The following is a 25,278-nucleotide window of genomic DNA, read 5'->3' as shown; positions in this document are numbered from 1 at the left end:
CGTCACTCACTCTCGAACGAATAGGGTTGGACGTCGCCGTCGGGATCGGCGACGCTCCGATAGATGTCGGCGGCGCACAGCAGGTGATCGACGATGTCGGCGGAACCGAGCCCCGTCGAGGCGGCCAGTTCGTTCCACACCGGCGCTGCGGCCGGATCCGAGTGCGGGAAGGACACCCCCGCGCTGTCCCGCAGCCAGAGGTCGCCGGCCGAGAAGATCCGCCCTGCATAGCCGTGCAACGGAAGGATGACCTCACAGGTGTGTTCCAGCGAATCGTCCAGCGCCCGGATGGACAGGCTGGTCTGCTCGGGATCGGTCAGGATCGACGCCAGGAACTCCCGCGGCAGCGCCTCGACCCGAAGCCCGCCGTCGGGCCGGTCGAATGCGTCCTCCGAGCGCAACGTGAACAGCCTGGACAGCAGATATCTGCCCCGGGTGGGGCTGAACTTCGAATACTCCAGGCGAACGACCCAGCCGTCGCCGTAGGTCCGGTAGCGCGCGGTGAGCCGTCCCGGCCGGACCACTCCCCTGGAGTCCGTGCGCACAGGAGCCGCGGTCGAGACCACCCGCCCCGACCCCGCGCGTACAGTACGTGCCTCGATGTGGATCGGAGTCGTGTGCAGCAGGTAGGGATCGAGCAGGACGAGTCCGCCCTCGTACTCGAAGATCGCTGCCAGGTGCCGGCCGTCCGGTATCAGACGAGCAGGAATACCCGTGCGTTCCTCGACCCGCCTCGCGACCTCCAGCGTCTGGAACACGCACGCCGCTCCGAGCCGCGGACTGCGTTCCCCGTCGCCGAAGAGGTCGACGAACTGCGCCGCACTGTTGTAGGGAACGGTGCGCAGGACCTCCCGGAGCTCACCTTCGAAAACCGCGAACACCTCGTCGACGAGGCCGTCCCTCGCGGTTGCCTCTAGGTCCACGTGCTCACTCCGTCACCGAGCTCGGTCCCCACCAGCGACCGCCGGAGTGCGCCGCGGCGAACCTTCCAGGTCGAGGTCCGCGGGAGGTCCTCCCACGCGATCACCACCGGATCGGCCATCGCAGGCAGGCCCTTCGTCGCCGCCCGCCATTCCGCGTCGCTGATCGAGCCCCCGTCCAGGCTCAGCACGGGCAGCGGCGCACTTCCCGAGACCCCCAGCACGATCACCTCGATCGCGTTGGGAATGCGGTCGAGCAGGATACTTTCGAGTTCGGTGCCGCTCAGCCCGGGAATCTCGTCGACCGCGCGATCCACGAACCTGACCCGGCCCAGCAGATCCTTGTATCCGAGATCGCCGGTGTTCCACCATTCCCCGGCGGACTTCAGTTCGTGCCGGTCCGTCTCGCCGAGATAGTCGATGCAACGGGATCGACTGCGCGACATGAGTATTCCGGTCCGCCCGCGCCTCACCGGTTCTCCCGTTTCCGGGTCGACGACCCGGGTCCGGATGAGCCAGGGCACCGACCACCCGACGTTGTTCGTCGAGGCGACACCCCGCCGGCGGACCATCGCCCGCGTATACAGCGCACCTGCGATCGGGCCCACCTCGCTCTGACCCCACGACTGCGCCCAGACGGGAAGACGCCGGCTGGACGCGTTCAGGAACGTCCGGACGGTCGACGGGTGCATCAGGTCGAAGGTGTTGAGGTAGAACCGCACGTGAGCGAACAGCTCGGGCCGCCTCTCCGCCAGGACCTTCCACCGCTGGTAGACGTTCGGTGTGGCCTCGACGGTCGTGGGCAGATGCTGCTCGAACACCTTCTCCACGGATTCGGGTTCGTACCGGCTCGCCACGACGACCTTCGCCGGAGCCCATTTGAGTTGCGCACCGATCCATGCGAGCGAGCGGGAGTGGGCGAACGAAATCGATACCAGGGTCGTGTCCGACCGGCGATTGACGATCACGGGGAACGGCGTCAGCTCGAGCCTGCTCGCGTAGTGGTTGGACGTCGCGGAGTGGACGACCAGCTTCGGCACCCCGGTCGTGCCGGACGTGTGGGTGATGAACATCGGCGCGTCGTCGGGGGCGGGGTCGGGCTTCGGAACGGGCTTTCCCCGTAGCGACTTCAGGTCCAGTTCGTCGGCGCGGGCGGGATCCGCGTCGCGCCCGAGCACGATCGTCGTGCCGTGTCCTCGCAGGTCCAGCCCGGCGGATGCGGCTCGTTCGAGGACGTCCGACGAGATGATCGAGACGACCGGCCGAATCCGATCGAGCAGTGCGGCATGGTGGTGCGGCGTGTCCGCGGCGGACACGAGCGCTGCGACCGCGCCGATCCGGGCCGCGGCCGCTGCCAGCACGATCATGTCGAAATGATTCGGTTTCACGACCGCCACGTGGTCGCCGCGGCCGACCCCCGCGGCGCGGAGCCAGCCCGAGGCTTCCGCGACGAGGTCGGCGAGCGCCCGGCCGTTGTAGAAGAGCGGCCCGTCCGGACCTTCGATATCGAGTGGACGATCGAGATGGACGGTCAGCTGCCTCGACCTGCCCGCATGCCATTCGAACATCAATCCCAAGTTCTTGGGTCGCTTGAGCATGTGTAACAACCACTTTCGCTCTAGATCACAGAGGATGCCCGCGCGCCCCATCGCGCGCGGGTGAAACAGAGGGGGGGCAATCAGCGAACGCTGATGGATTCGATGATCTGGTGCGCGCCGCCGGAATGCTCGACGATCGATCGGCACTTGTGCCGCTGAATCTTGCCGGACGGCGTGCGGGGCAACGTGCGCCGCGGAACCAGGACGACCCTGTCCAGGACGAGCGCGCTTCTGCGCCTGCACGTGTGTGCGATCTCGCGCGCGATACCGGCGCCGTCGATGTTCGTCCCGCCCACCTCGGCGATGTAGACCAGCGTGCGATCGCCGGCGTGGGGTGTCGAGTCGATCAGCGCGGTGCTTCCGCTGCGCAGTCCTTCGATCGTGGCCTCGATCTCCGACTCGATGGCGTTCACGTACACGTTGCGCCCGCCGATACAGATCAGATCGTCCGCGCGGCCGACCGGGTACAGCTCACCGCCGTGCACGAAACCCAGATCACCGGTGTCGACGAATCCGTCGGCACCGAAGCGGGCGGCCGTGGCTTCCCGGTTCGAGTAGTAACCCGTCGCCGCCGACGGCGAACGGAACCTGATCGACGCCAATCGGCCGGCCCCTTCCGGCACGTCCAGCTCGACACCCGGCAGCGGCACCCCACAGCTGACGATCCGGCACGAGTTCTCGTCGCTCTCGGGCACGAACCGGACGTGTCCCTCCGCCAGCTCGAGCGCGTCGACACTGCAGTATCCGGGTTCGCGATCGTTCGCGGACGCGGTCACCACCAGCGTTCCTTCCGCGAGGCCGTACGCGGGCCGTACCGCGTCCGCCCGGAGCCCGTACGGACCCAGGCATTCCTGTACGTCGGCCACGACCTCCCAGCTGATCCGTTCCGCGCCCACCATGAGGCACCTGAGGGAAGCGAGGTCGCCCGGCAACGGCTTCTTCCGGATGTGCATGACCTTTGCTGCGACGTGCAGAGCCGTCGGCGATGCCGAGGTGTACGTCGCGCGATAGTGGGCGAGATCTTCCAGCCAGGTGCGGGGCGACAAGCGGAATCGTGCCGTCGTCGAGTAGTAGCCCTCGCCGTCGTTCCACAGTCCGCTCATCAGACCGCCGAAGAACCCCATGTCGTGCGAGAACGGCGCCCAGTTCACACCGACCGTGCCGGGCCCGAAGTCGACCATCTCGGCGATCATGTCCAGCTGGTGTGCGATGGCCGAAGCACTGAGCACGCAGCCCTTCGGATTGCCGGTGCTCCCGGACGAGAACTGGATGAACGCCGGGTCGTGGAGACCGGGAAAGTCCGGTTCCGATGCGATTGCGACCTGCTCCGATCCCAGAGCCTCGAAGCTGCGCACCACCGACGCCACGCCGGCCGACTGCCGGATGTCCGCAAGCGCCCGGTCGCTGCAGAGAAGGAGGGGCGGACGGATCCGATCGACGATGGATTCGATCTGGGTGCAGTAGCTTTCGGCGTCGGTGCCGACCACCCGTTCGGGTAGGGACGCAACGGCGGCGCCCAGATACCAGCAGCCCAGCAGCGACCTCACGGCGGCGGCGGAGTTGTCGAGCACGATGGCCACGACGTCGCCCTTCCGAACCCCGTCCGAGGCGAGTTCTCCCGCCACCCTCCTTGCCTCGGCGACGAGATCCGCGCGCGAATAGGGCGCATATTGGCGCCCCTCCCAGAAATTCAGACCGGTCCGATAATCGGTTGCGGTGACAAATATTCGCGTCCAGAAATTGTCCGGCGCTTCGTTTCGCGGATTCAATTAGGTGACTTCCCTTGCCTGTTCCGTCGCAGACCACCGGGGTGCCTGCTGTTCGAGAAGGTCGGCGAGTTCGCCGACCGTGACGACATCGGCGACCAGATAGAGGTCGAAGTCCGAGCCGAGTTCGTCCTCCAATTCCATGAGAAGGTCGCCGAACTGCAGGCTCGTCAAACCCAGGTCGTCCAGTCGCGTTTCCGCCGTGATCTCGAATTCGTCCGGAACGACGTCCCCCAGACGCTCCCTTATCCGATCCTCCAGGTGGCCGACAGTGATGAGACCCCCACTCAAATTCGACCCTTTCTCCATACATAGATTGCGGTTCGTGATCCGAATTTCGCGTACCGGCTGACGATCTCCTTCGTCACGCCTGCGAAGAATCCGGAGAAATACAGATTCCGTGGGCTGTCGTCGGATCGCACCAGCTGCATGAGTGCATTCATCCCACCCAGGCCGACAGCCTGGCCGACGTAACCCATCGAGTACGGCGCGAGATCCTTCCCGCGGGAGATCCGCTGCAGATTGTCGGCCGTGTGCGCGCCTTGCGGTGATGCCGTCGCACAGGACGGACGTGCGCCGGGAACTGCCGCACAGTCCCCCACGACGAAGACGTTGGGCGATCCCTCGCTCCGCAGGAACCGATCGACCAGCGCCCGGCCCCGTTCGTCTACGGCGAGGCCACTCTGCGCCACGAAGTCCGACACACCGGAGATCACGGCCCACAACGTCACGTCCGTCTCGAACGCGGAACCCGATGCGAGACGAACGACGTCACGCCCCTGCCCCTGGGAGATGCCGACGATCCGGTCCGCCAGGATTTCGACACCGGCCTTCTCCAGCGACTTCCGCACCTTTCGGCGAGCGCCCTCGGACAGGCCTGCCGCGAACTCGTCGGCGACGAGCCGCACCTTCAGCCCCTTGCGGGAACGTGCGATCTCGGACGCGGTTTCGATGCCCGTCAGTCCCCCACCGACGACAACGGCGTCGCCGCCGTCCTGCAGACCCGCGAGCCGCGCTTCCGCGATACGGGCACCTTCCCAGGTCCCGACAGGAATCGACCCGGGAATCGGATGGACCGATCCGCCGGTGGCAATGACGGCGTAGTCGAATCCCAGCTGCTCGCCGTCGGCGAGGACGACCTGGTTGCCCCCGATCTTCACGGCGCTTCCGAGACGGAACGCAATCCCCTTGCGCAGCATCGACGACAGTGGCGTCGCGGCGCCACCGGTGCCGGCGGTCTGCTGGTGCAGGCGAACCCGCTCCACGAACTCCGGACGATCGTTCACAATGGTGATCTCGGCATCGGGAACCTTCTTCGCCAGCCGATTCGCGGCAATCGTTCCCGCATATCCGGCGCCCACGACGACGACACGCATACAACTTCTCCTTATTTTTCATCCGCGCAGGATTCGATACCGCACTGCAATTACAGTGCGGCAGACAGAGAATGTGCAGTTCGTTTCGAGATATGCCGACGCATCGTTTTCCGCCGGCCACACACGTCACGCGAGCCGGCCGATACCGCGTCGATCGAAACTTCAGAAATAACTCGAATTACGAAAAGCGAGAATTCGACGAACGTCGAGAAACCGATCCGCGGGAATTCGCGGACCGGCCTGATGTCGAAACCGAAAGCTGCTCGAGCAGCTGAATGCGATAAGTCACCGTGCCCCCAAGGTGTATCGAATTTCGCCGACCCCTCCCGATCGACTTTCACAGGCTAGCACGGGCGTTCCGCATAGCACAATTAATACCCGATGGGGGCCGTATTCGTTTACAAATATGCGGTTCCAGTCAAAGAAACTGTCTATGGGCTCGAAGTTGTCGATCCGGAACTCACTCATCGGGGTTGATAATCTAAATTTCGACCATCTCGGGATTTACGTTCCGGGATCTCGCCGCCGGGCCCGAAGCCGGGGCCTGCGAGCGGCGCAGGCAGTGCCTGCGATCCAGGATCGGAATCTGTTGCAGCACAATCGAATCGAAAGAGTCGTCATCGCGGTACGGCCCGCCCGAGGAGACTTCGTGCAGGAGTCCGTCCACGGATGGGGTGCGGCGTCCCGTACGCCGAATACACGAAGGTCCCGCCCCCGAAGAGAAAGGGGCGGGACCTGCGTGTCTACGGTAGTTGCCTACCGGTAGTCGCTCGAGTAACCGTAGTCGTCGAGCGGGACCGCGGCGCCGGTGTTCTGGCCGAAGCCCTCCGGCGAGTAGTACTGGTCGTCGTAGGCCGGGATGGCGTACGCGGCCGCGCGGGCCTCCTCGGTCGGCTGGACCTGGATGTTCCGGTACCGGTTGATGCCGGTGCCGGCCGGGATCAGCTTACCGATGATCACGTTCTCCTTGAGACCGATCAGCTTGTCCGAGCGGCAGTTGATCGCCGCGTCGGTCAGCACGCGAGTGGTCTCCTGGAACGACGCCGCCGACAGCCACGAATCGGTGGCCAGCGACGCCTTCGTGATACCCATGAGCACGGGGCGACCGGCAGCGGGCTCGCCGCCCTCGGCCACGACCCGGCGGTTCGATGCCTCGAACTCGCTCCGCTCGACCAGCGAACCGGGCAGGAACTCCGTCGCGCCCGAATCGATGATCGTCACGCGGCGCAGCATCTGGCGCACGATGACCTCGATGTGCTTGTCGTGGATCGACACACCCTGGCTCCGGTACACCTCCTGGACCTCGTTGACGAGGTGGATCTGCACCTGGCGGGGACCCATCACACGCAGCACCTCGTGCGGATCGGCAGCACCCTCGAGGAGCTGCTGACCGACCTCCACGTAGTCACCGTCGGCGAGAACACCTTCGGTGCCGTTCGCCTTGCGGATGACGTGCAGGCGCTGACGCTTCGACAGCTTGTCGTACACGACCTCGTCGCCACCGTCGTCCGGCACGATCGTGATCTTGTAGAAGCGGTCGTCGTCCTCGAGCCGGATGCGGCCGGAGACGTCGGCGATCGGGGCCTTGCCCTTCGGGACGCGGGCCTCGAACAGCTCCTGGACTCGCGGCAGACCGCCGGTGATGTCCTCACCGACGCCACCCTGGTGGAAGGTACGCATCGTCAGCTGCGTACCCGGCTCACCGATCGACTGCGCGGCGACGATACCGACGGCCTCGCCGATGTCGACGAGCTTGCCGGTCGCCATCGAGCGGCCGTAGCAGGTGGCGCAGACACCGGTGCCGGTGTCGCAGGTCAGCACCGAACGGACGCGGACCTTCTGGATACCGGCCTCGAGCAGCGCCTCGATGGCCGGATCGCCCAGGTCGGAACCGCGCTCGACGATCACGTTGCCGTTCGCGTCGACCGCATCGGAGGCGAGCGTACGGGCGTACGTGCTCGTCTCGATGTGGGCGTCGCGGACCAGCTTGCCGGTCTCGTTGCCCTCGGCGTCGCGCTCCGGCTCCGCGATGGTCATCTCGATGCCGCGCGGCGTGCCGCAGTCGACCTCGCGAACGATGACGTCCTGCGAGACGTCCACCAGACGACGGGTCAGGTAACCCGAGTCGGCGGTACGCAGAGCGGTATCGGCCAGACCCTTACGGGCACCGTGCGTGTTGATGAAGTACTCGAGAACGGTCAGGCCCTCACGGAACGAGGACTTGATCGGACGCGGGATGAACTCGCCCTTCGGGTTCGTCACCAGACCCTTCATGCCCGCGAGCGAGCGGATCTGGGTCATGTTGCCCGCAGCACCGGACTTGACGATCGTCGGGATCGGGTTGTCGTCCGGGTAGTGCGCCTCCATGGCCTGACCGACCTCTTCGGTCGCTTCCTGCCACAGCTTCACCAGCGAGTCGCGACGCTCCTCCTTGGAGAGAGCACCACGCGCGAACTTGCGCTCGAGCTGATCGGCCTGCGCCTCGTACCGCTCGAGGATCTCCTTCTTCTCCGGCGGAACGAGCACGTCCGCCATCGAGACGGTCACACCCGAACGGGTCGCCCAGTAGAAGCCGGCGTCCTTGAGCTTGTCGACGGTCTGCGCGACGACGATCATCGGGTAGCGCTCGGCGAGATCGTTGATGATCGCGGCCTGACGCTTCTTCGGCATGATGTCGTTGACGAAGCCGTAGTTGACGGGCAGCAGCTCGTTGAACAGCACGCGACCGAGGGTCGTGTGCGCGGTCCACGCGTCGCCGTACCGCCAGCCCTCGGGGAACAGCTCGTTCTCGATCTCGCGCGGCGGACGCTGCTGCGTCAGACGCACCTTGATCGGGGCCTGCACCGACAGCGCACCGCGGTCGACGGCCATGATGGCCTCGGCCGGGGACGAGTACACGCCCTGCTCCGGCTGATCGGCGGTGGCCGGGGCGTACGCGCCGACGGCGTCCTCGACGAGACGGGTCAGGTGGAACAGACCCGTGACCATGTCCAGACGCGGCATGGCGAGCGGACGACCCGATGCCGGCGACAGGATGTTGTTCGAGGACAGCATCAGGATGCGGGCCTCGGCCTGCGCCTCCGCGGACAGCGGCAGGTGCACGGCCATCTGGTCACCGTCGAAGTCGGCGTTGAAGGCCTCACACACGAGCGGGTGCAGCTGGATCGCCTTGCCCTCGACGAGCTGCGGCTCGAACGCCTGGATGCCGAGGCGGTGCAGCGTCGGTGCACGGTTCAGCAGCACCGGGTGCTCGTTGATGACCTCTTCGAGGACGTCCCACACCTGCGGGCGCTGACGCTCGACCATGCGCTTGGCGGACTTGATGTTCTGCGCGTGGTTCAGGTCGACCAGACGCTTCATCACGAACGGCTTGAACAGCTCGAGCGCCATCAGCTTCGGCAGACCGCACTGGTGCAGCTTGAGCTGCGGGCCGACGACGATGACCGAACGGCCCGAGTAGTCGACACGCTTGCCGAGCAGGTTCTGACGGAAACGACCCTGCTTGCCCTTGAGCAGATCGGACAGCGACTTGAGCGGGCGGTTGCCCGGACCGGTCACCGGCCGGCCGCGACGACCGTTGTCGAACAGCGCGTCGACGGACTCCTGCAGCATCCGCTTCTCGTTGTTGACGATGATCTCGGGCGCGCCGAGGTCGATCAGTCGCTTGAGGCGGTTGTTGCGGTTGATGACACGGCGGTACAGGTCGTTCAGGTCGGAGGTCGCGAAGCGGCCACCGTCGAGCTGAACCATCGGGCGCAGCTCCGGCGGGATCACCGGAACGGCGTCGAGAACCATGCCCATCGGCGAGTTGCCGGACTGCTGGAACGCCGCGACGACCTTCAGTCGCTTCAGCGCACGCAGCTTCTTCTGGCCCTTGCCGCTGCGGATGATCTCGCGCAGCTGCTCGGCCTCTGCGTCGATGTCGAAGGTCTCGATGAGCTTCTGGATGGCCTCGGCACCCATCGCGCCGGTGAAGTACTCACCGTAGCGATCCTGCAGCTCGCGGTAGATCAGCTCGTCGACGATGAGCTGCTTCGGAGCCAGCTTGGTGAAGGTGTTCCAGATCTCGTCGAGACGGTCCAGCTCGCGCTGGGCGCGGTCGCGGAGCTGACGCATCTCGCGCTCGCCCCCGTCCTTGACCTTGCGGCGGACGTCGGACTTGGCGCCCTCGGCCTCCAGCTCGGCCAGATCGGCCTCGAGCTTCTGCGCGCGGGCCTCGAGGTCGGCGTCGCGCTGGTCGGCGACGGTCTTCTTCTCGACCTCCATCTCGGCCTCGAGGGTCGAGAGCTCGTTGTGGCGGAGCTCGTCGTCGACCGAGGTGATGACGTAGGCGGCGAAGTAGATGATCTTCTCGAGATCCTTCGGCGCCAGATCGAGGAGGTAGCCGAGGCGGCTCGGCACGCCCTTGAAGTACCAGATGTGGGTGACGGGTGCGGCCAGTTCGATGTGGCCCATCCGCTCACGGCGGACCTTCGCGCGGGTCACCTCGACGCCGCAGCGCTCGCAGATGATGCCCTTGAAGCGGACGCGCTTGTACTTACCGCAGTAGCACTCCCAGTCCCGGGTGGGGCCGAAGATCTTCTCGCAGAAGAGTCCGTCCTTCTCGGGCTTGAGCGTGCGGTAGTTGATGGTCTCCGGCTTCTTGACCTCGCCGTACGACCAGTTGCGGATGTCCTCTGCGGTGGCCAGGCCGATGCGGAGTTCATCGAAGAAGTTGACGTCGAGCACGTAACTTCCTTTCCCCTGTGCGGGTTGTGTTGCTGCTAGTTGTCGCTATCGCTGCCGGGCCCCCGGGGAGGCGCGAAGGATGCGGCGTCGTCGTTGCCGTCCATACGCGCCTCCTCCGGGGTCGGCTTCCTAGTTCGCGAGGTCGTCGACCGTGGCCGACTCGTTGCGGGAAAGGTTGATGCCCAGGTTGGCCGCTGCCCGCTCCAGGTCCTCGTCGTCGCCGTCGGCCATCGCGATGGCCGCGCCGTCGCTCGAGAGCACCTCGACGTTCAGGCAGAGCGACTGGAGCTCCTTCAGGAGAACCTTGAAGGACTCGGGGATACCCGGCTCCGGGATGTTCTCGCCCTTGACGATCGCCTCGTACACCTTAACGCGGCCGACGACGTCGTCCGACTTGATGGTGAGGAGCTCCTGCAGCGTGTACGCCGCACCGTAGGCCTGCATGGCCCAGCACTCCATCTCACCGAAGCGCTGGCCACCGAACTGGGCCTTACCGCCGAGCGGCTGCTGGGTGATCATCGAGTACGGACCGGTCGACCGAGCGTGGATCTTGTCGTCGACGAGGTGGTGCAGCTTGATGATGTACATGTAGCCGACCGACACCGGGTACGGGAACGGCTCGCCGGAACGACCGTCGAACAGCGTCGCCTTGCCGTCCTCACCGACCATGACCTCACCGTCGCGGTTCGGCAGGGTCGAGGCCAGCAGACCGCTGAGCTCGTCCTCGCGCGCACCGTCGAACACCGGGGTCGCGATGTTGGTGTTCGGCTCCGCCGACAGCATCTCGTCGGACAGGTTCTGCGCCCACTCGGGACGGCTGCCGTCCTCCGCGACCTGAATGTTCCAGCCGGCCTTGCCGATCCAGCCGAGATGCGTCTCGAGGATCTGGCCGATGTTCATACGACGCGGAACACCGTGGGTGTTGAGGATGATGTCGACCGGGGTGCCGTCGGGCAGGAACGGCATGTCCTCCTGCGGGAGGATCTTGCCGATGACGCCCTTGTTGCCGTGGCGGCCGGCGAGCTTGTCGCCGTCCTGGATCTTGCGCTTCTGCGCCACGTACACGCGGACGAGCTCGTTGACGCCCGGAGGCAGATCGTCGTCGTCCTCGCGGGAGAACACGCGCACGCCGATGACCTTGCCGGTCTCGCCGTGGGGCACCTTCAGCGACGTGTCGCGGACCTCGCGGGCCTTCTCGCCGAAGATCGCGCGCAGCAGCCGCTCCTCGGGGGTCAGCTCGGTCTCACCCTTCGGGGTGACCTTGCCGACGAGGATGTCGCCGTCGCGGACCTCGGCACCGATGCGGACGATGCCGCGCTCGTCCAGGTCGGCGAGGACCTCGTCCGAGACGTTCGGGATGTCGCGGGTGATCTCCTCGGCACCGAGCTTGGTGTCGCGGGCGTCGATCTCGTGCTCCTCGATGTGGATCGAGGTGAGCACGTCCTCCTCCACGAGGCGCTGCGACAGGATGATCGCGTCCTCGTAGTTGTGGCCTTCCCACGGCATGATCGCCACGAGCAGGTTCTTGCCGAGCGCCATCTCACCGTTCTGGGTGCAGGGACCGTCGGCGAGGACCTGGCCGGCCTCGACGCGCTGACCCTCGTCCACGATCGGACGCTGGTTCGAGCAGGTGCCCTGGTTGGAACGGTCGAACTTGCGCAGACGGTAGGTCTTGCGGGTGCCGTCGTCGGCCATCACGGTGATGAAGTCGGCGGACACCTCCTCGACCACACCGGTCTTCTCGGTGACGATGACGTCGCCGGCGTCGACGGCGGCACGCAGTTCCATGCCGGTACCGACGACCGGAGCCTCGCTGCGCACCAGCGGCACGGCCTGACGCTGCATGTTCGCACCCATGAGGGCACGGTTGGCGTCGTCGTGCTCGAGGAACGGGATCATCGCGGTCGCGACCGACACCATCTGACGCGGCGAAACGTCCATGAAGTCGACTTCGGCGGCCGGGATGTACTCGATCTCGCCGCCCTTCTTACGGACGAGAACGCGATCCTCGGTGAACCGGCCGTCGGGACCGATCGGCGAGTTGGCCTGCGCCACGACGTGGCGGTCCTCCTCGTCGGCGGTCAGGTAGACGACCTCGTCGGTGACGACGCCGTTCTCGACCTTGCGGTACGGGGTCTCGATGAAACCGAACGGGTTGACCCGCGCGTACACCGACAGCGAGCCGATCAGGCCGATGTTCGGGCCTTCCGGGGTCTCGATCGGGCACATGCGGCCGTAGTGCGACGAGTGGACGTCGCGGACCTCGAGGCCGGCGCGCTCACGGGACAGACCGCCGGGGCCCAGCGCGGACAGGCGGCGCTTGTGGGTCAGGCCCGAGAGCGGGTTGTTCTGGTCCATGAACTGCGACAGCTGGGAGGTTCCGAAGAACTCCTTGATCGCGGCCACGACGGGACGGATGTTGATCAGCGTCTGCGGCGTGATCGCCTCGACGTCCTGCGTGGTCATACGCTCGCGCACCACGCGCTCCATGCGGGACAGGCCGACACGGATCTGGTTCTGGATGAGCTCGCCGACCGTGCGCAGACGACGGTTGCCGAAGTGGTCGATGTCGTCGACCTCGACCGGGACCTCGACGCCGTCGGGGGCGGTCATCACGGTTTCACCGGCGTGCAGGCGCACCAGGTACTCGATCGTGGCGACGATGTCTTCCTCGGTGAGGGTGGACGCCGCGATCGGCTGGCCGCTGTTCAGGCCCAGCTTCTTGTTGATCTTGTAACGTCCCACGCGCGCCAGGTCGTAGCGCTTGTCCTTGAAGAAGAGGTTCTCCAGCAGGGTCTGCGCGGACTCCTTGGTCGGCGGCTCGCCCGGACGCAGCTTGCGGTAGATGTCGAGCAGCGCCTCGTCGGTGCCGGCCGTGTTGTCCTTCTCCAGCGTGGACATCATGATCTCGGAGAAACCGAAGCGCTGGACGATCTGCTCGTTCGTCCAGCCCAGGGCCTTGAGCAGCACGGTGACCGGCTGGCGGCGCTTGCGGTCGATGCGGACGCCGACGGTGTCGCGCTTGTCGACGTCGAACTCGAGCCATGCACCGCGGCCCGGGATCACCTTGACGCTGTGCAGGTCCTTCTCGGTGCTCTTGTCGACGTTCCGGTCGAAGTAGACGCCAGGGGACCGCACCAGCTGCGACACGACGACGCGCTCGGTGCCGTTGATGATGAAGGTGCCCTTGTCGGTCATCATCGGGAAGTCACCCATGAAGACCGTCTGGCTCTTGATCTCGCCGGTGTTGTTGTTGATGAACTCGGCCGTGACGAACAGCGGAGCCGCGTACGTCATGTCCTTGTCCTTGCACTCCTCGACGGAGGCCTTGACCTCGTCGAAGCGCGGGTCGGAGAAGGACAGGGACATCGAACCCGAGAAGTCCTCGATCGGCGAGAGCTCTGCGAGGATCTCCTCGAGGCCGCCGACAACAGGCCCGTCACCACGTTCGGCAGCCTTCGCGCGCCAGCGCTCGGAGCCGATCAACCATTCGAAGGAATCTGTCTGTAGATCGAGGAGCCCGGGGACCTCGAGCGGCTCGCGAATCTTCGCGAACGAGACTCTCTTCGGGGCTCCGGGGATTCCGGCAACTGCCTTGGTCTGGCTAGAGACTGCCAAGATGCGTCCTTCCAGCACCTCACGCGGGCCGCTCCAACCGGTGCGACCGCCGCTGTACCTGCTTCTTCAGTGGGGCGTTTCGGCTGGTCACAACCCGAACGACAGCCCCATCACGAAGACCGGCGGCGGGCACCCCACGAGGGGGCACTTCCGGCTTTGCGAACGAGGTTTGGACAGGAGGCAGCCAGCGCAAAGTCCTAACCTACACCGAAAAACGGCAGATGTCCAACAGGGGTGCCTGAAGCAAGCCCCTCTCCGGAACTCGGACTTTCTCGCGAGTTCGCGCGGGCGTACCGATAGAGTGACCGCTACCGCTCTCCGCGTCAAGAGATCGTTTCGCCGGGACCGCGCCGACCGCAGCGAAACAGCCCCCGACCGGGGTCACCTGTCGGTCAGTTCCGAGACCAGCCAGCGTCCGTCGATCCGCTCCATCCGCACCCGCAGCGGCGCCGCCGCGCTGCCCTGGGCGATCCCGTCGCCCGTCGCGCTGACGTTGATGTATGCCGCCACCTCCGCACGCGAATCGTCGAGCATGGACACCCCGATGTGCGTGACGTCGACCTGCGTGACCGTGTGCGTCTGCACCGCGGCCTGCTTCGTCACCTCCGCGGTCCGGTCGAACTGTTCCTGCATCTCCGGCGTCAGCACCTTGCGGATCGCCGCGAAGTTGTCGTCGATCGTCTCGTAGTTGTAGCCGTGCATCGTCTCGATGGCCTCGGTGGCGGCGCGCTCGACCTGTGCGGTCGCGGCCGTGTCGACCCACGCCCGGTTCTCGACCCTCGCACCGGGCTGGAACGCGGCGACCACCGCGAACACGCCCAGGGCGACCGCGGCGCCGCCGAGGAGCAGCAGCGGACGCGTGCCGGCCCGTGCCGTGGGCTCCGTCCCGGCGGCATCCTCCGGAGCGACCTCCCGGCCGGGCTCCGGCTCGGCGGGCACGGCAGCAGCCTCGGCAGTCCCGGTGCTCTCGGCAGACTCAGTGCTCTCGGCAGACTCAGTGGCCTCGGCAGACTCAGTGCTCTCGGCAGACTCAGGGGTCTCGGCAGACTCAGGGGTCTCGACGGCCTCGGCTGCGGTCTCCGGCTCGGATTTCTTGGACAGCTCCACCGCCGCGCCCTCGGGCGTGCCGGCTTCGACGACCGATTCCCCGACCTCGGGCTTCGGCGCGCTCGTGTCCTGCCCGGGAGCCGCCGGCCGCGCAGTCGGAGCCGTCGGCCGGGCGGCGCCGGCAGGGCCCTGCGCGCGGCCGGTTCCGGCGATCTTCGGACGTCGGCGCGGCCCACCGGTTCCCGGATTGCGTCGTTGCGGCGGCACTACACACACTCCTCGAGTTGCTCGGTCACCGTCGGTCCCCTACTGCCCGGGCGCCGGTCCGGCCGGGGCCGTCGGCTCGGCGGGCAGCGGAGTTTCGGGCAGGGGCGTTCCGGCGGGCGGCGCGGCCGGTTCTGCGGGAGCCGGAGCGGCCTCCGGATTCGCACCGGACTCGAGCTCCACCGAACCGAGCGGCTGGATCGTCTCCGCCTTCCAGATGTCCCCGTCCTTACGGACGGCGACCTCGACCGACACCTTGTTCTTCACGAAGTTCGTGGGCGTCGTCGTGGTCACCGACAACACCACGAGCGCACGCGCGGTGTCGTCGTCGGTGTTCAGCTCCGTCAGCGACCCGAACAGAACATCGGCCGCCATCCCGGTGCCGGTGGCCGCGACCTGGTCGCGGATCTGCTGTTCGGTGGCGTTCAGATCGTTCACCAGCGCATCACCGGTGATCGACGACCGCATGTTGTCGAGCGATCGGTCGACGTCGTCCGCGTCGACACTGTTCAGATTGATCGCCGCCTGCATCGCGCCGGACAGCGCCGCATCCCTCGCGTCGGCCGTGGGCCGCTCGACGAACAACGCCCGGCCCCAGCCGACACCGAACCAGATCGCAGCCGCCAGCGCGACCAGCGCGACGACGCCGACGACCGCGAGCCCCACCGTGCGGAACCTGTCGCCTGCCGGTCGGGTTGTGGTCTCCTCGCTCACTCCAACAACCTACTCACTTCACTTCGGGGTGACCCCGAGCAGCGGTGCCAGTTGCGTCGCGATCGGGTTCAGGTTCAACTTGTCCGGGTCCTTCTTCGGGATGAAGTCCCACGGCTGGAGGGTCAGAGGATCGGCGAACACGATCCGGTTGGCGCTGCGCACGCCGGTGACGCTGCCCTGCGGCACTTCGCACGACGCGTTCGTGTTGAACGGGAAGTCCTGCTGCGTGTCGTCGAAGTTCGGGTTCTGCCGGTGCATCTCGTCGAGGATCTCGTAGGTGCCCTCGTATCCGATCGTGCAGGACGGCGGGTTGTTCGTCTCGAGGACGATGCCCTGCCGGACCGCGCCGTCGCCCGGTGCGACCGTCGAGGAGCTGCCGGCCACCGCGGGCAGGAACGCCAGGAGCGGCTGCAGCGCGATCGCCTGGGGCGCGAGCTTGTCGCCGAGCAGTGCCAGGTTGGTGAGATCGGTCGTCAGACCCGGACCGCTGTCCGCGACCAGCTGGGTCAGCTGCTCGCTGGCGGCCTGTCCCGTCTCGATGAGACGCCGGATGTCCGGGTCGCTTTCGCGCAATTGCGCCGTGACCAGGTCCAGATCGGAACTGAACTGCTGAATCGCCGACGACTGCACCGACTGCGTGTTCAGCACGGTCTCGCTGTCCCGGACGAGAGTGACCGTCTGCGGCAGGTAGTCCACACCGGCCGCGCTGAGCTCGGCCAGCGAGTCGACGAGCACCTGCAGATCGTCACCGCGGCCGTCGAACGCGTCGCCGAGTTCCGTGATGAGGGTGTGCAAGTCGTCCACCGGGACCGATCGCACCAGGTCGTTCGTGCTCACCAGCAGGTCCTCCACCGGGATCGGAACGGCGGTCCGGTCCTGTTCGATGACCGACCCGTCCACCAGGAACGGGCCTTCGTCGGTGTCGGGCCGCAGGTCGACGTACTGCTCACCGATCGCGGAGCGGTTCGCCACGACCGCGCGTGCCGACGCCGGGATGTCCGGGCCGCCGTTGTCGAGTTTCAGCTCGACGTTGAGGCCGTCCTCGGTGAGCGACAGTTCACCGACCCGCCCGACCGGGACACCACGGTAGGTGACCTCCGCGTTCTTGAAGACACCACCGGACGTCGCGAACTGCGCGTTCACCGTGTACTGCCCGAAGCCCAACAGGTTGTCGAGACGGACGTACCGGGCGCCGACGAACAGCACACCGAGCAGCGCGATCACCACGAACACCGCGAGCTGCGCTTTGACCAGGCGCGATCTCATCGGCCACCCCCGAGTCCGAGCTGGTTCATCAGGCCCTCCAGGGGATTGGGCGGCGCGGCCGCGTCCCCGGGGACGGCGACACCCGCCGGGAGACCCGGCACCGCGACCGTCTCGGGCAAGGTGGGCGTCGGCAGGATCGGCAGGAGCGACACCGTCGGCCATCCCGGCCGCGGACCGTTGCCGTCGACGTACGGGTTGGACGGATCGACCAGCGGCTTGGGGTTACCGAACTTGGGCTCCCGGTAGACCGGCTCGCCCTGTCCGACACCGAGGGCCGCGAGCGCGTCCCCGATCTGCAGATCGACGATGAGGAACAGGTTCACCGAACTGCCGAGCGCGATCTTCTCCACCCCGTCCGGGAACGGCACGGTCGGGATGAACGGCAACGCCTCGACCAGGTCGTCTCCGGAGATCGCGAGTTGCTGCAGAGTCGGGCGCAGCGCCAGCAGGTCGGCGATCAGATCGTCCTTCGACTGTTCGAGCACATCGGTTCCGACCGTGCCGAGCCGATCGAGCTGCGTGAGCAGTTCGACGAGCTGCGGGCGTTGCTGCTCGAGGACCTCCGTCGCGACCGGAAGCTCGTCGAGAATCCCGGCGATCCGGTCGGTCTGCGCGGCCACGTTCGTGCTCAGCGTGTCCAGCCCGTCCAGCGCACGCGTGATGTCGTTCTTCTGCTGTTCGAGTCCGGCGATCAGCAGATCCGCCTGTTCGAGCAGACTGCGCGTGGTTCCCTCGCGCCCGTCGAACGCAGTCGACAGTTCCTTGACCACCGGCGCGAGCTGTCCCACACCGCCGCCGTTGAGCAGCAGCGACAGCGCGCCCAGCACCGGTTCGATCTCGGTCGCGGCGCGGGTCCGCTCGACGGGGATCGAATCGCCGTCGGCCAGCCTCTGCGTCGACGGGTCCGTCGGGGGCGAGCTCAGCTGGACGAACTTCTCGCCGAGGATGCTGGTCTGCTCGACCTCCGCGAGCGCATTCGCCGGCAGATCCACCGAGGACTGCACCACGACGTCCACATCCGCCGTCCAGCCGTCCGGGGCGACGGAGATCGATTCGACGCGACCGACCGGCACACCGTCCACCTTCACCGCGGACTGCGGCACGAGGTCCAGCACGTCCTCGAACGCGATGGTCAGGTGCATCGGGTCACTTCCGACGTCCGGGCCACCGGGCAGCGGAATATCGGAAACCCCGCCGCAGCCCGACACCGTCACCGCCACGACACACAGCCCCGCGGCGAGGGCGACCGCACGTCCCGACCCCACCGAGGGGATCCCCGATTTCGAGTGCCTCACCGATCACCCCCCTCTCCGCCGAGCTGCAGTCGCGGCGATTCGACGCCGGGCACCGTGCCCGGAACCACCTGCCGCTGGATGTTCTCGCCGCTCAGGATGCCGAACGGCAGGATCAGATCCGGCGACCTCTGGTCCGCGGTCACCTGCGCCATGATGTCGCCGCATCGGTCGATGAGCGGCTGCATCTGTCGTCCGAGCCGTTCGAAGCGTTCGTCGCCCGGCACCAGCTTTCCGAGGTCGATCAGCTTGCACACGGCGGCGTTCGGATCCTGGAGGTCGGTAAGCACGAGTCGCGACGACAATGCCCCGGCCTCCGCGTCGTACGAGTTGACGAGGTTGCTCACCGCCAGCGGCAGCAGGGTCAGCGAGTTGACCAGCGAATCCCGGCGATCCGCGAGCGTCTGCGTGATCGGCACGAGCGCGTCGACGTTGTCCTTCAGGATCGCCTGGTTGTCCTGCACGAACGTCGCGACGTCGCCCAGCGTCACCGACAGCTGGTTCAGGGCCTGACCGAGATCCTCCCGCTCCCCCGCGAGGAATCCGGACAGCTCGGCGAGCTGGCTGTTGAAGACCCGTACCTGCTCGTCGTTCGCGGCGAGAGCGCTCACGAACACCTGCAGGTTCTCGACGGTGCCGAACAGGTCGTCACGCGAGGAGTTCAGGGTGCGGGTCGCCGCGGACAGCTGATCGATACTGCGGCCGAGCGCTTCCCCGTTGCCGGCGAGGTTCTCCGCGCCGACCTCGACGAACTGCGACAGCGCGCCTTCCTTGTTCGCGCCCTCCGGTCCCAGCGCGCGCGACAGCTCGTCGATGGTGGCGTAGAGCTCGTCGACCTCGACGGGCGTGGCCGTGCGTTCACGCGGGATCACCGCGCCGCTCTGCATCGTCTCGCCGCCCGTATAGGCGGGAGCGAGCTGCACGTACCGGTCGGCGACGACCGACGGCGTGATCTGCGCGGCCCGCGCGTCGGCCGGGATGTCCACCCCGCGGTTCACGCGCATACGGACCTGCACGAGATCGCCCTGCGGCTCGACCGACAGGACCTTGCCGACCTCGACACCCAGCACCCGGACGTCGGAGCCTTCGTAGATGCCTACGGCCTTGTCGAAGTACGCGGTGATCTCGGTCGTGCCGACACGTTGGTAGGCGTACCAGCCGCCGGCGACGAGCGCTGCCACCAGTGCCGCGGCGAGCGCGACGAGCACTGCCGTGCGTCCGTTCCCGCGCGTGGAGTCGTCCCCGTTCTCGGCGTGCGCCATCAGTTACCCCCTTCCAGCGTGCGGCCCGGCTCCCGGTAGCCCGGAATGTCCGGCAGCCCCGGCGGGGTGAGGTTCACGACGACCTGGTCGAACCAGCGGCCGTTGCCGACGACGTTCGTGTACAGGCGCACGAAGGGTTCGTACAGCTCGAAGGCACGATCGAGATTGTCGTTGTTGTCCTGCAGGATCTGCACGACACCGCGGAGCTGTTCGAGTGCGGGACCGAACTGCTCCTCGTTCTCCTGGACGAGACCGCTCAGCTCGGTCGACATCCGCTGCGTGCCGTCGAGCAGCTGCGAAATCGCCTCCCGGCGGTTGTTGAGCTCCGCGACCAGCAGCGCACCGTCGCTGATGAGCCGGTTGAACTCGACATTGCGGTCGGCGAGGATCTGCGAGGTCTGCGCGGTCGCGTCGAGCAGCTTCTTCAGCTCCTGGTCGCGGCTCGCGATCGTCTCCGAGATCCGGCTCACCCCGTCGAGCGCGGCCCGCACGTCGTCGGGTGTCTCGGAGAACGCATCGGACAGGGCAGCGAATCCGGCGGCGAGCTGTTCGGAGTCGATGTCACCGAGGGTGGTCGCTGCGGACGAGAACGCCTCGATCACGTCGTACGGCGCCACCGTGCGCTCGAGCGGAATCACGTCCGACGGATTCAGCACCTCGGTTCCGCGCGGATCGAGCGCGAGGTACTTCTGGCCGAGGATCGTCTTGATCTGGATCGAGGCCGACGTGTCGTCGCCGATCCACGCGTCCTTGACGTTGAACTCGACGACGACGCGGTCGCCCTCGAGCTCGACCGCGGTGACCTGGCCGACCTTGACGCCGGCGATGCGCACCTCGTTGGTGGGCTTGAGGCCTGCCGCTTCACTGAACTCGGCCTTGTAGGTGGCGCCGGCGCCGATGATCGGCAGCGAGTCCAGGAAGAACGCGGACAGCGTGGCCAGCAGGACCACCAGAATGCCCAGGGCACCGGCCGCTGCCGGACTGCGACGTCTACTCATCGTCCCTGCAACTCCTGCATTCCGTCCTGCGTGCACCGTTTCGCGGCATTGGTGTAGATCGGCTGGTTCACCGTGGGCAGCCCGGTGGGCAGATTCAGATACGGGACCGAGCCCGGACCGGCGATGATGTCGATGCCGCACAGATAGAACTGGAACCACGAGCCGTAACTCGCGACCCGGCCGAGCTTCTCGAGCTTGACGGGCAGCGTCTCCAGAACCTGGTCGACGGCGCCGCTGTTGGCGTTCAGGGTGCCGGCGAGCTGGTTCACCGCGGTGATCGACTGTGTGATCGCCGGACGGGTCGGTTCGAGCACGTCGGCGACCGCGTCCGTCAGACCGGCGAGGGACTGCACCGCGGATCCGACCGTCTCACGATCCGCGGCCAGGCCGCTGACCAGCGCCTGGGTGTTCACGAGCAGCGCATCGAGCTCGTCGTCCCGCTCGTTGACGGTGGTCAGCACCGTGTTGAGGTTGTCGATGACCGCGCCGATGACCGCGTCCTTGTCGGCGATCGTGTTGGTCAGCGACGCGGTGCTGCGCACCAGGTCGTCGACGGTTCCCGATTCGCCCTGGAACACCTGGACGATCTGGTACGACAGCTTGTTGACGTCCTCCGCCGACAGGGTCTGGAACAGGGGCCGGAAACCGTTGAACAGCGTGGTGAGGTTCACCGCGGGCTTGGTCCGCTCGAGCGGGATCGTCTCGCCCGGATTCAGCTTCTGTCCCTGTGCGCCCTCGCCCTGCCCGAGCGCGATGTACCGCTGGCCGACGAGGTTGCGGTACCGGATCGTCGCGGTGGTGGATGCGGGCAGGTAGTCGCGGTCCTCGACGGTGAACGTCACTTCGGCGTTGCGCTCGTCGACGATCGAGATGTCCTCCACCTGCCCGACCCGGACGCCCGCGATGCGGATCTCGTCACCTTTGTTGAGCGAGGTGACGTCGGAGAAGATCGCGTGGTACTTCTCGCCGCCACCGCCGCCGAGGCTGGCGATGGTCGCGGCGAGGATGCCCGTCGCGACGACCGTGACGACCGCGAAGACGATCAGTTTGATCAGAGGTGCTGCCAGTCCCCTCATTCGAAGCTCACCTCCGTTCCCCGCATCGCCGGCGCGCCGAGCCGGGTGGTCCACCGCGGCACGTCACCGGGTTCGAGACCGGTCGCGGCCCCGTAGATCACGTCGAGCGTTTCCTGTTCGGCCGCCGAGCCCGTGTAGGACACCGGAACGGTGCCGATGATCACGCCGACGTCGTCCGGAACCCCGGAACCCTCGGGGGCCGGGAAGAACGGGATCGTCTCGGGCCCGGGGTTGCGGGACGGCACCTGGTAGGAGCCGTCGTTGATCGAGCCGCCCGGGTACTGCGGGAACTTCCGGCCGGGCGCGGTGACGTTGTCGTAGCAGGCCGGTCCCCGGTCGTCGAGCAGCCGCGGTTCGTCCTGGTTCGGCAGGTAGCGGCCCTTCGGATTCGTGAACTGGACGCTTGCGCGCACACCGGGGAAGGGATCGTCCACCGCGAGCACACCCGCGGCGGCCGGGGCGGCATCGGCGAAACCCTTCAGCATGCACGGGAACGACGGCGAGTACCGGGCCAGCAGCTGCAACGCCTCCTTCGAGTCCGCGGAAATGCTGATGATCGACGCCGCGTTGGTCTCCAGCAGTCCGGCGGTGTCGGACGATGCACCGGTCGCGGAGACCAGCAGGGTCGCGATCTGGTTCTCCTGCTCGACCACGGTGTTTCCGGTGGTGCGCAGGTTGTTGAACGCGTTCACCAGGTCCGGTGCCGCCTCCGCGTAGGTCTGCGAGAAGTCCGCGAGTCCGCGCAGGTCCTCCTGCAGGGCCGGCAGTTCGACTCCGACCTCGCGGAAGATCTGCTCGAGATGCTCGACCGTGCGTCCCAGGGTCTCGCCGCGACCGCTGAGGCCCTGCGCGAGCGCACCGAGCGTGCTCGCCAGGTCCTCCGGCGGGATGGCCTGCAGGAGCGGGAGGACCCCGTCGAGAACTTCACCGAGTTCGACGGTCCGCGCGCTCTTGTCCTGCACCAGGACGTCGCCGGCGGCGAGCGGACGGGCCGGGTCCTCGGGCAGCAGCAGGGCGACGTAACGCTCACCGAACAGCGTCTTCGGCAACAGCTGGGCCGTCGAATTGGCCGGAATCAGTTCCGCCTTGTCCGGGTCGATCGCCAGGTGCGCGGTGACCTGACCGTCCTCGACCGACGTCGACCGCACCTCGCCGACGATCATGCCGCGGACCTTGACGTCGGCATTGTGCGGCAGCGCGTTGCCCACGCTGTCGGTCAGCAGGTCGACCTCGACGACCTTCTTGAAGGCCTTGTTGTACATCGCGATGGTGCCGGCCAGGAACAACGCCAGGACCAGGAAGAACACCAGTCCCAGCACGCGGCGGCGGAGCGTCGAGGGTGTCTCGATCATCCGGCGACCCTCACCGTCGTCGTCGTGCCCCAGATCGCGAGGCTGAGGAAGAAGTCGAGAACGGCGATGGTGACGATGGCGGTGCGGACCGCCCGGCCGACCGCGACACCCACACCCGCTGGGCCACCGCTGGCGTGGAAGCCGTAGTAGCAGTGGATGAGGATCAGCACGAACGCGAAGATCAGCACCTTCGCGAACGAATAGAGCACGTCCTCCGGTGGCAGGAACAGATAGAAGTAGTGGTCGTACGAGCCGGACGACTGACCGTTGAACAACGTGCTGATCACGCGTGTCGCGAGATACGCGGCGAGCAGGCCGATGATGTACAGCGGGATGACGGCGACGAATCCGGCGATCATGCGGGAGGTGACCAGGAACGGCACCGACGGCACCGCCATCACCTCGAGCGCATCGATCTCCTCGCTGATGCGCATGGCGCCCAGCTGCGCGGTGAAGCCGCACCCGACGGTCGCGGACAACGCGAGCGCGGCCACGACCGGCGCGAGCTCACGGGTGTTGACGTAGGCCGACAGGAAGCCGGTCAGCACCGACGATCCGAGCTGTTCGAGCGCGGCGTAACCCTGCAGGCCGACGACGACGCCGGTGAAGCCGGACATCATCGCGATGACGCCGATGGTGCCGCCGATGACGGCGAGCGCACCGCTGCCGAAGGTGACCTCGGCAAGCAGCCGCAGCACCTCCTTGCGGTAGTGCGTGATCGTCTTCGGAGTCCACGCGACCGCCCGCGCATAGAACGACATCTGGTCGCCTGCGCGATCCAGGACGTTCAACGGTGCGCGCAGCACCCTCCTGCCCCGGAGCAGGAAGAGATCTCCGCGGCCCTTTGCAATCGTCATCGCTTCAGGATCCCTTCGCAGGCACGATCTGCAGGTACACCATCGTCAGGATCAGGTTCGCGAAGAACAGCAGCAGGAACGTGATGACGACGGTCTGGTTCACGGCTTCACCGACGCCCTTCGGGCCGGCCCCGGGATTCAGGCCCTTGTAGGCGGCGACGACTCCGGCGATGAGACCGAAGACGGCCGCCTTGAGTTCGGCGACGTACAGGTCGGGCAACTGGGCGAGCGCCGAGAACGACGCCAGATACGCACCCGGGGTGCCGCCCTGCAGGATGACGTTGAAGAAGTAGCCGCCGGCGATGCCGACGACCGAGACGAGTCCGTTGAGCAGCAGCGCCACCAGGATCATCGCCAGGACACGCGGGACGACGAGCCGCTGGACCGGATCGATGCCCAGCACCCTCATGGCGTCGATCTCCTCGCGGATCGTGCGCGACCCGAGGTCGGCGGTGACGGCGGATCCGGCCGCGCCGGCGATCAGCAGGGCGGTCACGATCGGACTGCCCTGCTGGATCACCGCGAGCACGCTGGCGGCACCGGTGAACGATTCGGCACCGAGCTGCTTGATGAGCGAGCCGGTCTGAAGGGACACGACGGCCCCGAACGGAATGGCGACCAGGGCGGTCGGCAGGATCGTGACGCTCGCGATGAACCACGCCTGCTCGATGAACTCCCGGAACTGGAACGGGCGACGGAAGGTGTTCCGCACGACGTCGACGAACAGTTCGACGATGTTCCCGGCTTGAGTGAGTGCACCGTGTACCGGACGCACCAGCGAACTACTGCCGACCCCCATCTGGTCTCCTACTTCTGGCCGTACTGCTGATCGAATTCCTCGCGATAGACGGGGATCACCTGCGTGTCGTCGTCACGGCCGTCGTAGCCTGCGGGTACCGCTGCCGCGACGTGCGCGGCTTCTTCCTGGTCGTAGCTCTCGAGGATGGCGGCCTGAGCGCTCTCCGGGAGGGTGTGCAGGATCTGCCGCACCCGCTCGTGACGGCGCGCCACGGCCTTGCGTTCGGGCATGCCCGGCGTGGCCTGCATCTGCGGCACGATGCCCTCGACGTCGTCGACACCACCGGCATGATGCCCGGCGTCGACGAGCGCCTGCTCGTGCGCCATCTGCGCCTCGTCCTTCTCC

Annotated in this window: 17 protein-coding genes and 1 pseudogene; all 18 read right to left on the bottom strand. The window is 66.8% G+C overall.

Annotated elements, in window-relative coordinates:
- Positions 1 to 2: 2 nt before the first annotated feature.
- Positions 3 to 923, bottom strand: coding sequence for a hypothetical protein (locus M1M07_RS26450; protein WP_248676090.1), 921 nt, complete (start codon positions 921 to 923; stop codon positions 3 to 5).
- Positions 914 to 2,518 (bottom strand): class I adenylate-forming enzyme family protein, encoded by a 1,605-nt coding sequence (locus tag M1M07_RS26445; protein ID WP_248676089.1) that lies wholly within the window; start codon positions 2,516 to 2,518, stop codon positions 914 to 916. The genes M1M07_RS26450 and M1M07_RS26445 overlap by 10 nt, the downstream gene beginning before the upstream one ends.
- An 80-nt stretch (positions 2,519 to 2,598) precedes the next feature.
- Positions 2,599 to 4,287 (bottom strand): AMP-binding protein, encoded by a 1,689-nt coding sequence (locus M1M07_RS26440; RefSeq protein WP_282582355.1) that lies wholly within the window; start codon positions 4,285 to 4,287, stop codon positions 2,599 to 2,601.
- Positions 4,288 to 4,575 (bottom strand): acyl carrier protein, encoded by a 288-nt coding sequence (locus M1M07_RS26435; RefSeq protein WP_248676087.1) that lies wholly within the window; start codon positions 4,573 to 4,575, stop codon positions 4,288 to 4,290.
- Positions 4,572 to 5,660 (bottom strand): NAD(P)/FAD-dependent oxidoreductase, encoded by a 1,089-nt coding sequence (locus tag M1M07_RS26430; protein ID WP_248676086.1) that lies wholly within the window; start codon positions 5,658 to 5,660, stop codon positions 4,572 to 4,574. Before M1M07_RS26430 ends, M1M07_RS26435 begins: the two co-directional genes overlap by 4 nt.
- A 756-nt stretch (positions 5,661 to 6,416) precedes the next feature.
- Complete coding sequence (locus M1M07_RS26425) at positions 6,417 to 10,388, bottom strand: DNA-directed RNA polymerase subunit beta' (RefSeq protein WP_197250530.1); 3,972 nt, start codon at positions 10,386 to 10,388, stop codon at positions 6,417 to 6,419.
- Between the two features lie 129 nt (positions 10,389 to 10,517).
- Positions 10,518 to 14,024, bottom strand: a complete 3,507-nt coding sequence (locus M1M07_RS26420; RefSeq protein ID WP_197250531.1) for a DNA-directed RNA polymerase subunit beta — start codon at positions 14,022 to 14,024, stop codon at positions 10,518 to 10,520.
- A gap of 363 nt (positions 14,025 to 14,387) precedes the next feature.
- Positions 14,388 to 15,320: a hypothetical protein gene (locus M1M07_RS26415; RefSeq protein ID WP_248676085.1), complete on the bottom strand. Its 933-nt coding sequence runs from the start codon at positions 15,318 to 15,320 to the stop codon at positions 14,388 to 14,390.
- Between the two features lie 39 nt (positions 15,321 to 15,359).
- Positions 15,360 to 15,983 carry a hypothetical protein gene (locus M1M07_RS26410; RefSeq protein ID WP_248676097.1) on the bottom strand — a complete coding sequence of 208 codons (624 nt, stop codon included), beginning with the start codon at positions 15,981 to 15,983 and terminating at the stop codon, positions 15,360 to 15,362.
- A 66-nt stretch (positions 15,984 to 16,049) separates the two neighbouring features.
- A complete protein-coding gene (locus M1M07_RS26405) occupies positions 16,050 to 17,297 on the bottom strand; it encodes an MCE family protein (RefSeq protein WP_248676084.1) in 1,248 nt (415 codons plus the stop codon).
- Entirely contained in the window at positions 17,294 to 18,562 is a 1,269-nt protein-coding gene (locus tag M1M07_RS26400) for an MCE family protein (RefSeq protein WP_248676083.1), read from the bottom strand. The genes M1M07_RS26405 and M1M07_RS26400 overlap by 4 nt, the downstream gene beginning before the upstream one ends.
- A gap of 26 nt (positions 18,563 to 18,588) precedes the next feature.
- A complete protein-coding gene (locus M1M07_RS26395) occupies positions 18,589 to 19,851 on the bottom strand; it encodes an MCE family protein (RefSeq protein ID WP_197250535.1) in 1,263 nt (420 codons plus the stop codon).
- Positions 19,851 to 20,849: an MCE family protein gene (locus M1M07_RS26390; protein ID WP_197250536.1), complete on the bottom strand. Its 999-nt coding sequence runs from the start codon at positions 20,847 to 20,849 to the stop codon at positions 19,851 to 19,853. The genes M1M07_RS26395 and M1M07_RS26390 overlap by 1 nt, the downstream gene beginning before the upstream one ends.
- Positions 20,846 to 21,925, bottom strand: coding sequence for an MCE family protein (locus tag M1M07_RS26385; protein ID WP_197250537.1), 1,080 nt, complete (start codon positions 21,923 to 21,925; stop codon positions 20,846 to 20,848). Before M1M07_RS26385 ends, M1M07_RS26390 begins: the two co-directional genes overlap by 4 nt.
- Complete coding sequence (locus M1M07_RS26380) at positions 21,922 to 23,277, bottom strand: MCE family protein (protein WP_197250538.1); 1,356 nt, start codon at positions 23,275 to 23,277, stop codon at positions 21,922 to 21,924. The genes M1M07_RS26385 and M1M07_RS26380 overlap by 4 nt, the downstream gene beginning before the upstream one ends.
- The gene (locus M1M07_RS26375) at positions 23,274 to 24,134 is read right to left on the bottom strand and encodes an ABC transporter permease (RefSeq protein WP_197250539.1); all 861 of its coding nucleotides are present in this window, start codon (positions 24,132 to 24,134) and stop codon (positions 23,274 to 23,276) included. The genes M1M07_RS26380 and M1M07_RS26375 overlap by 4 nt, the downstream gene beginning before the upstream one ends.
- 4 nt (positions 24,135 to 24,138) lie before the next feature.
- On the bottom strand, positions 24,139 to 24,933 hold the full coding sequence (locus tag M1M07_RS26370) for an ABC transporter permease (protein ID WP_197250540.1): 795 nt from the start codon (positions 24,931 to 24,933) through the stop codon (positions 24,139 to 24,141).
- A gap of 8 nt (positions 24,934 to 24,941) precedes the next feature.
- Positions 24,942 to 25,278, bottom strand: a pseudogene (locus tag M1M07_RS26365) (ABC transporter ATP-binding protein); the annotation flags it as partial.

Source organism: Rhodococcus sp. HM1, from assembly GCF_023218075.1.
In the GTDB taxonomy this organism is placed as follows: Bacteria; Actinomycetota; Actinomycetes; order Mycobacteriales; family Mycobacteriaceae; genus Rhodococcus.
This window is presented reverse-complemented; position numbering and strand designations above follow the sequence as displayed.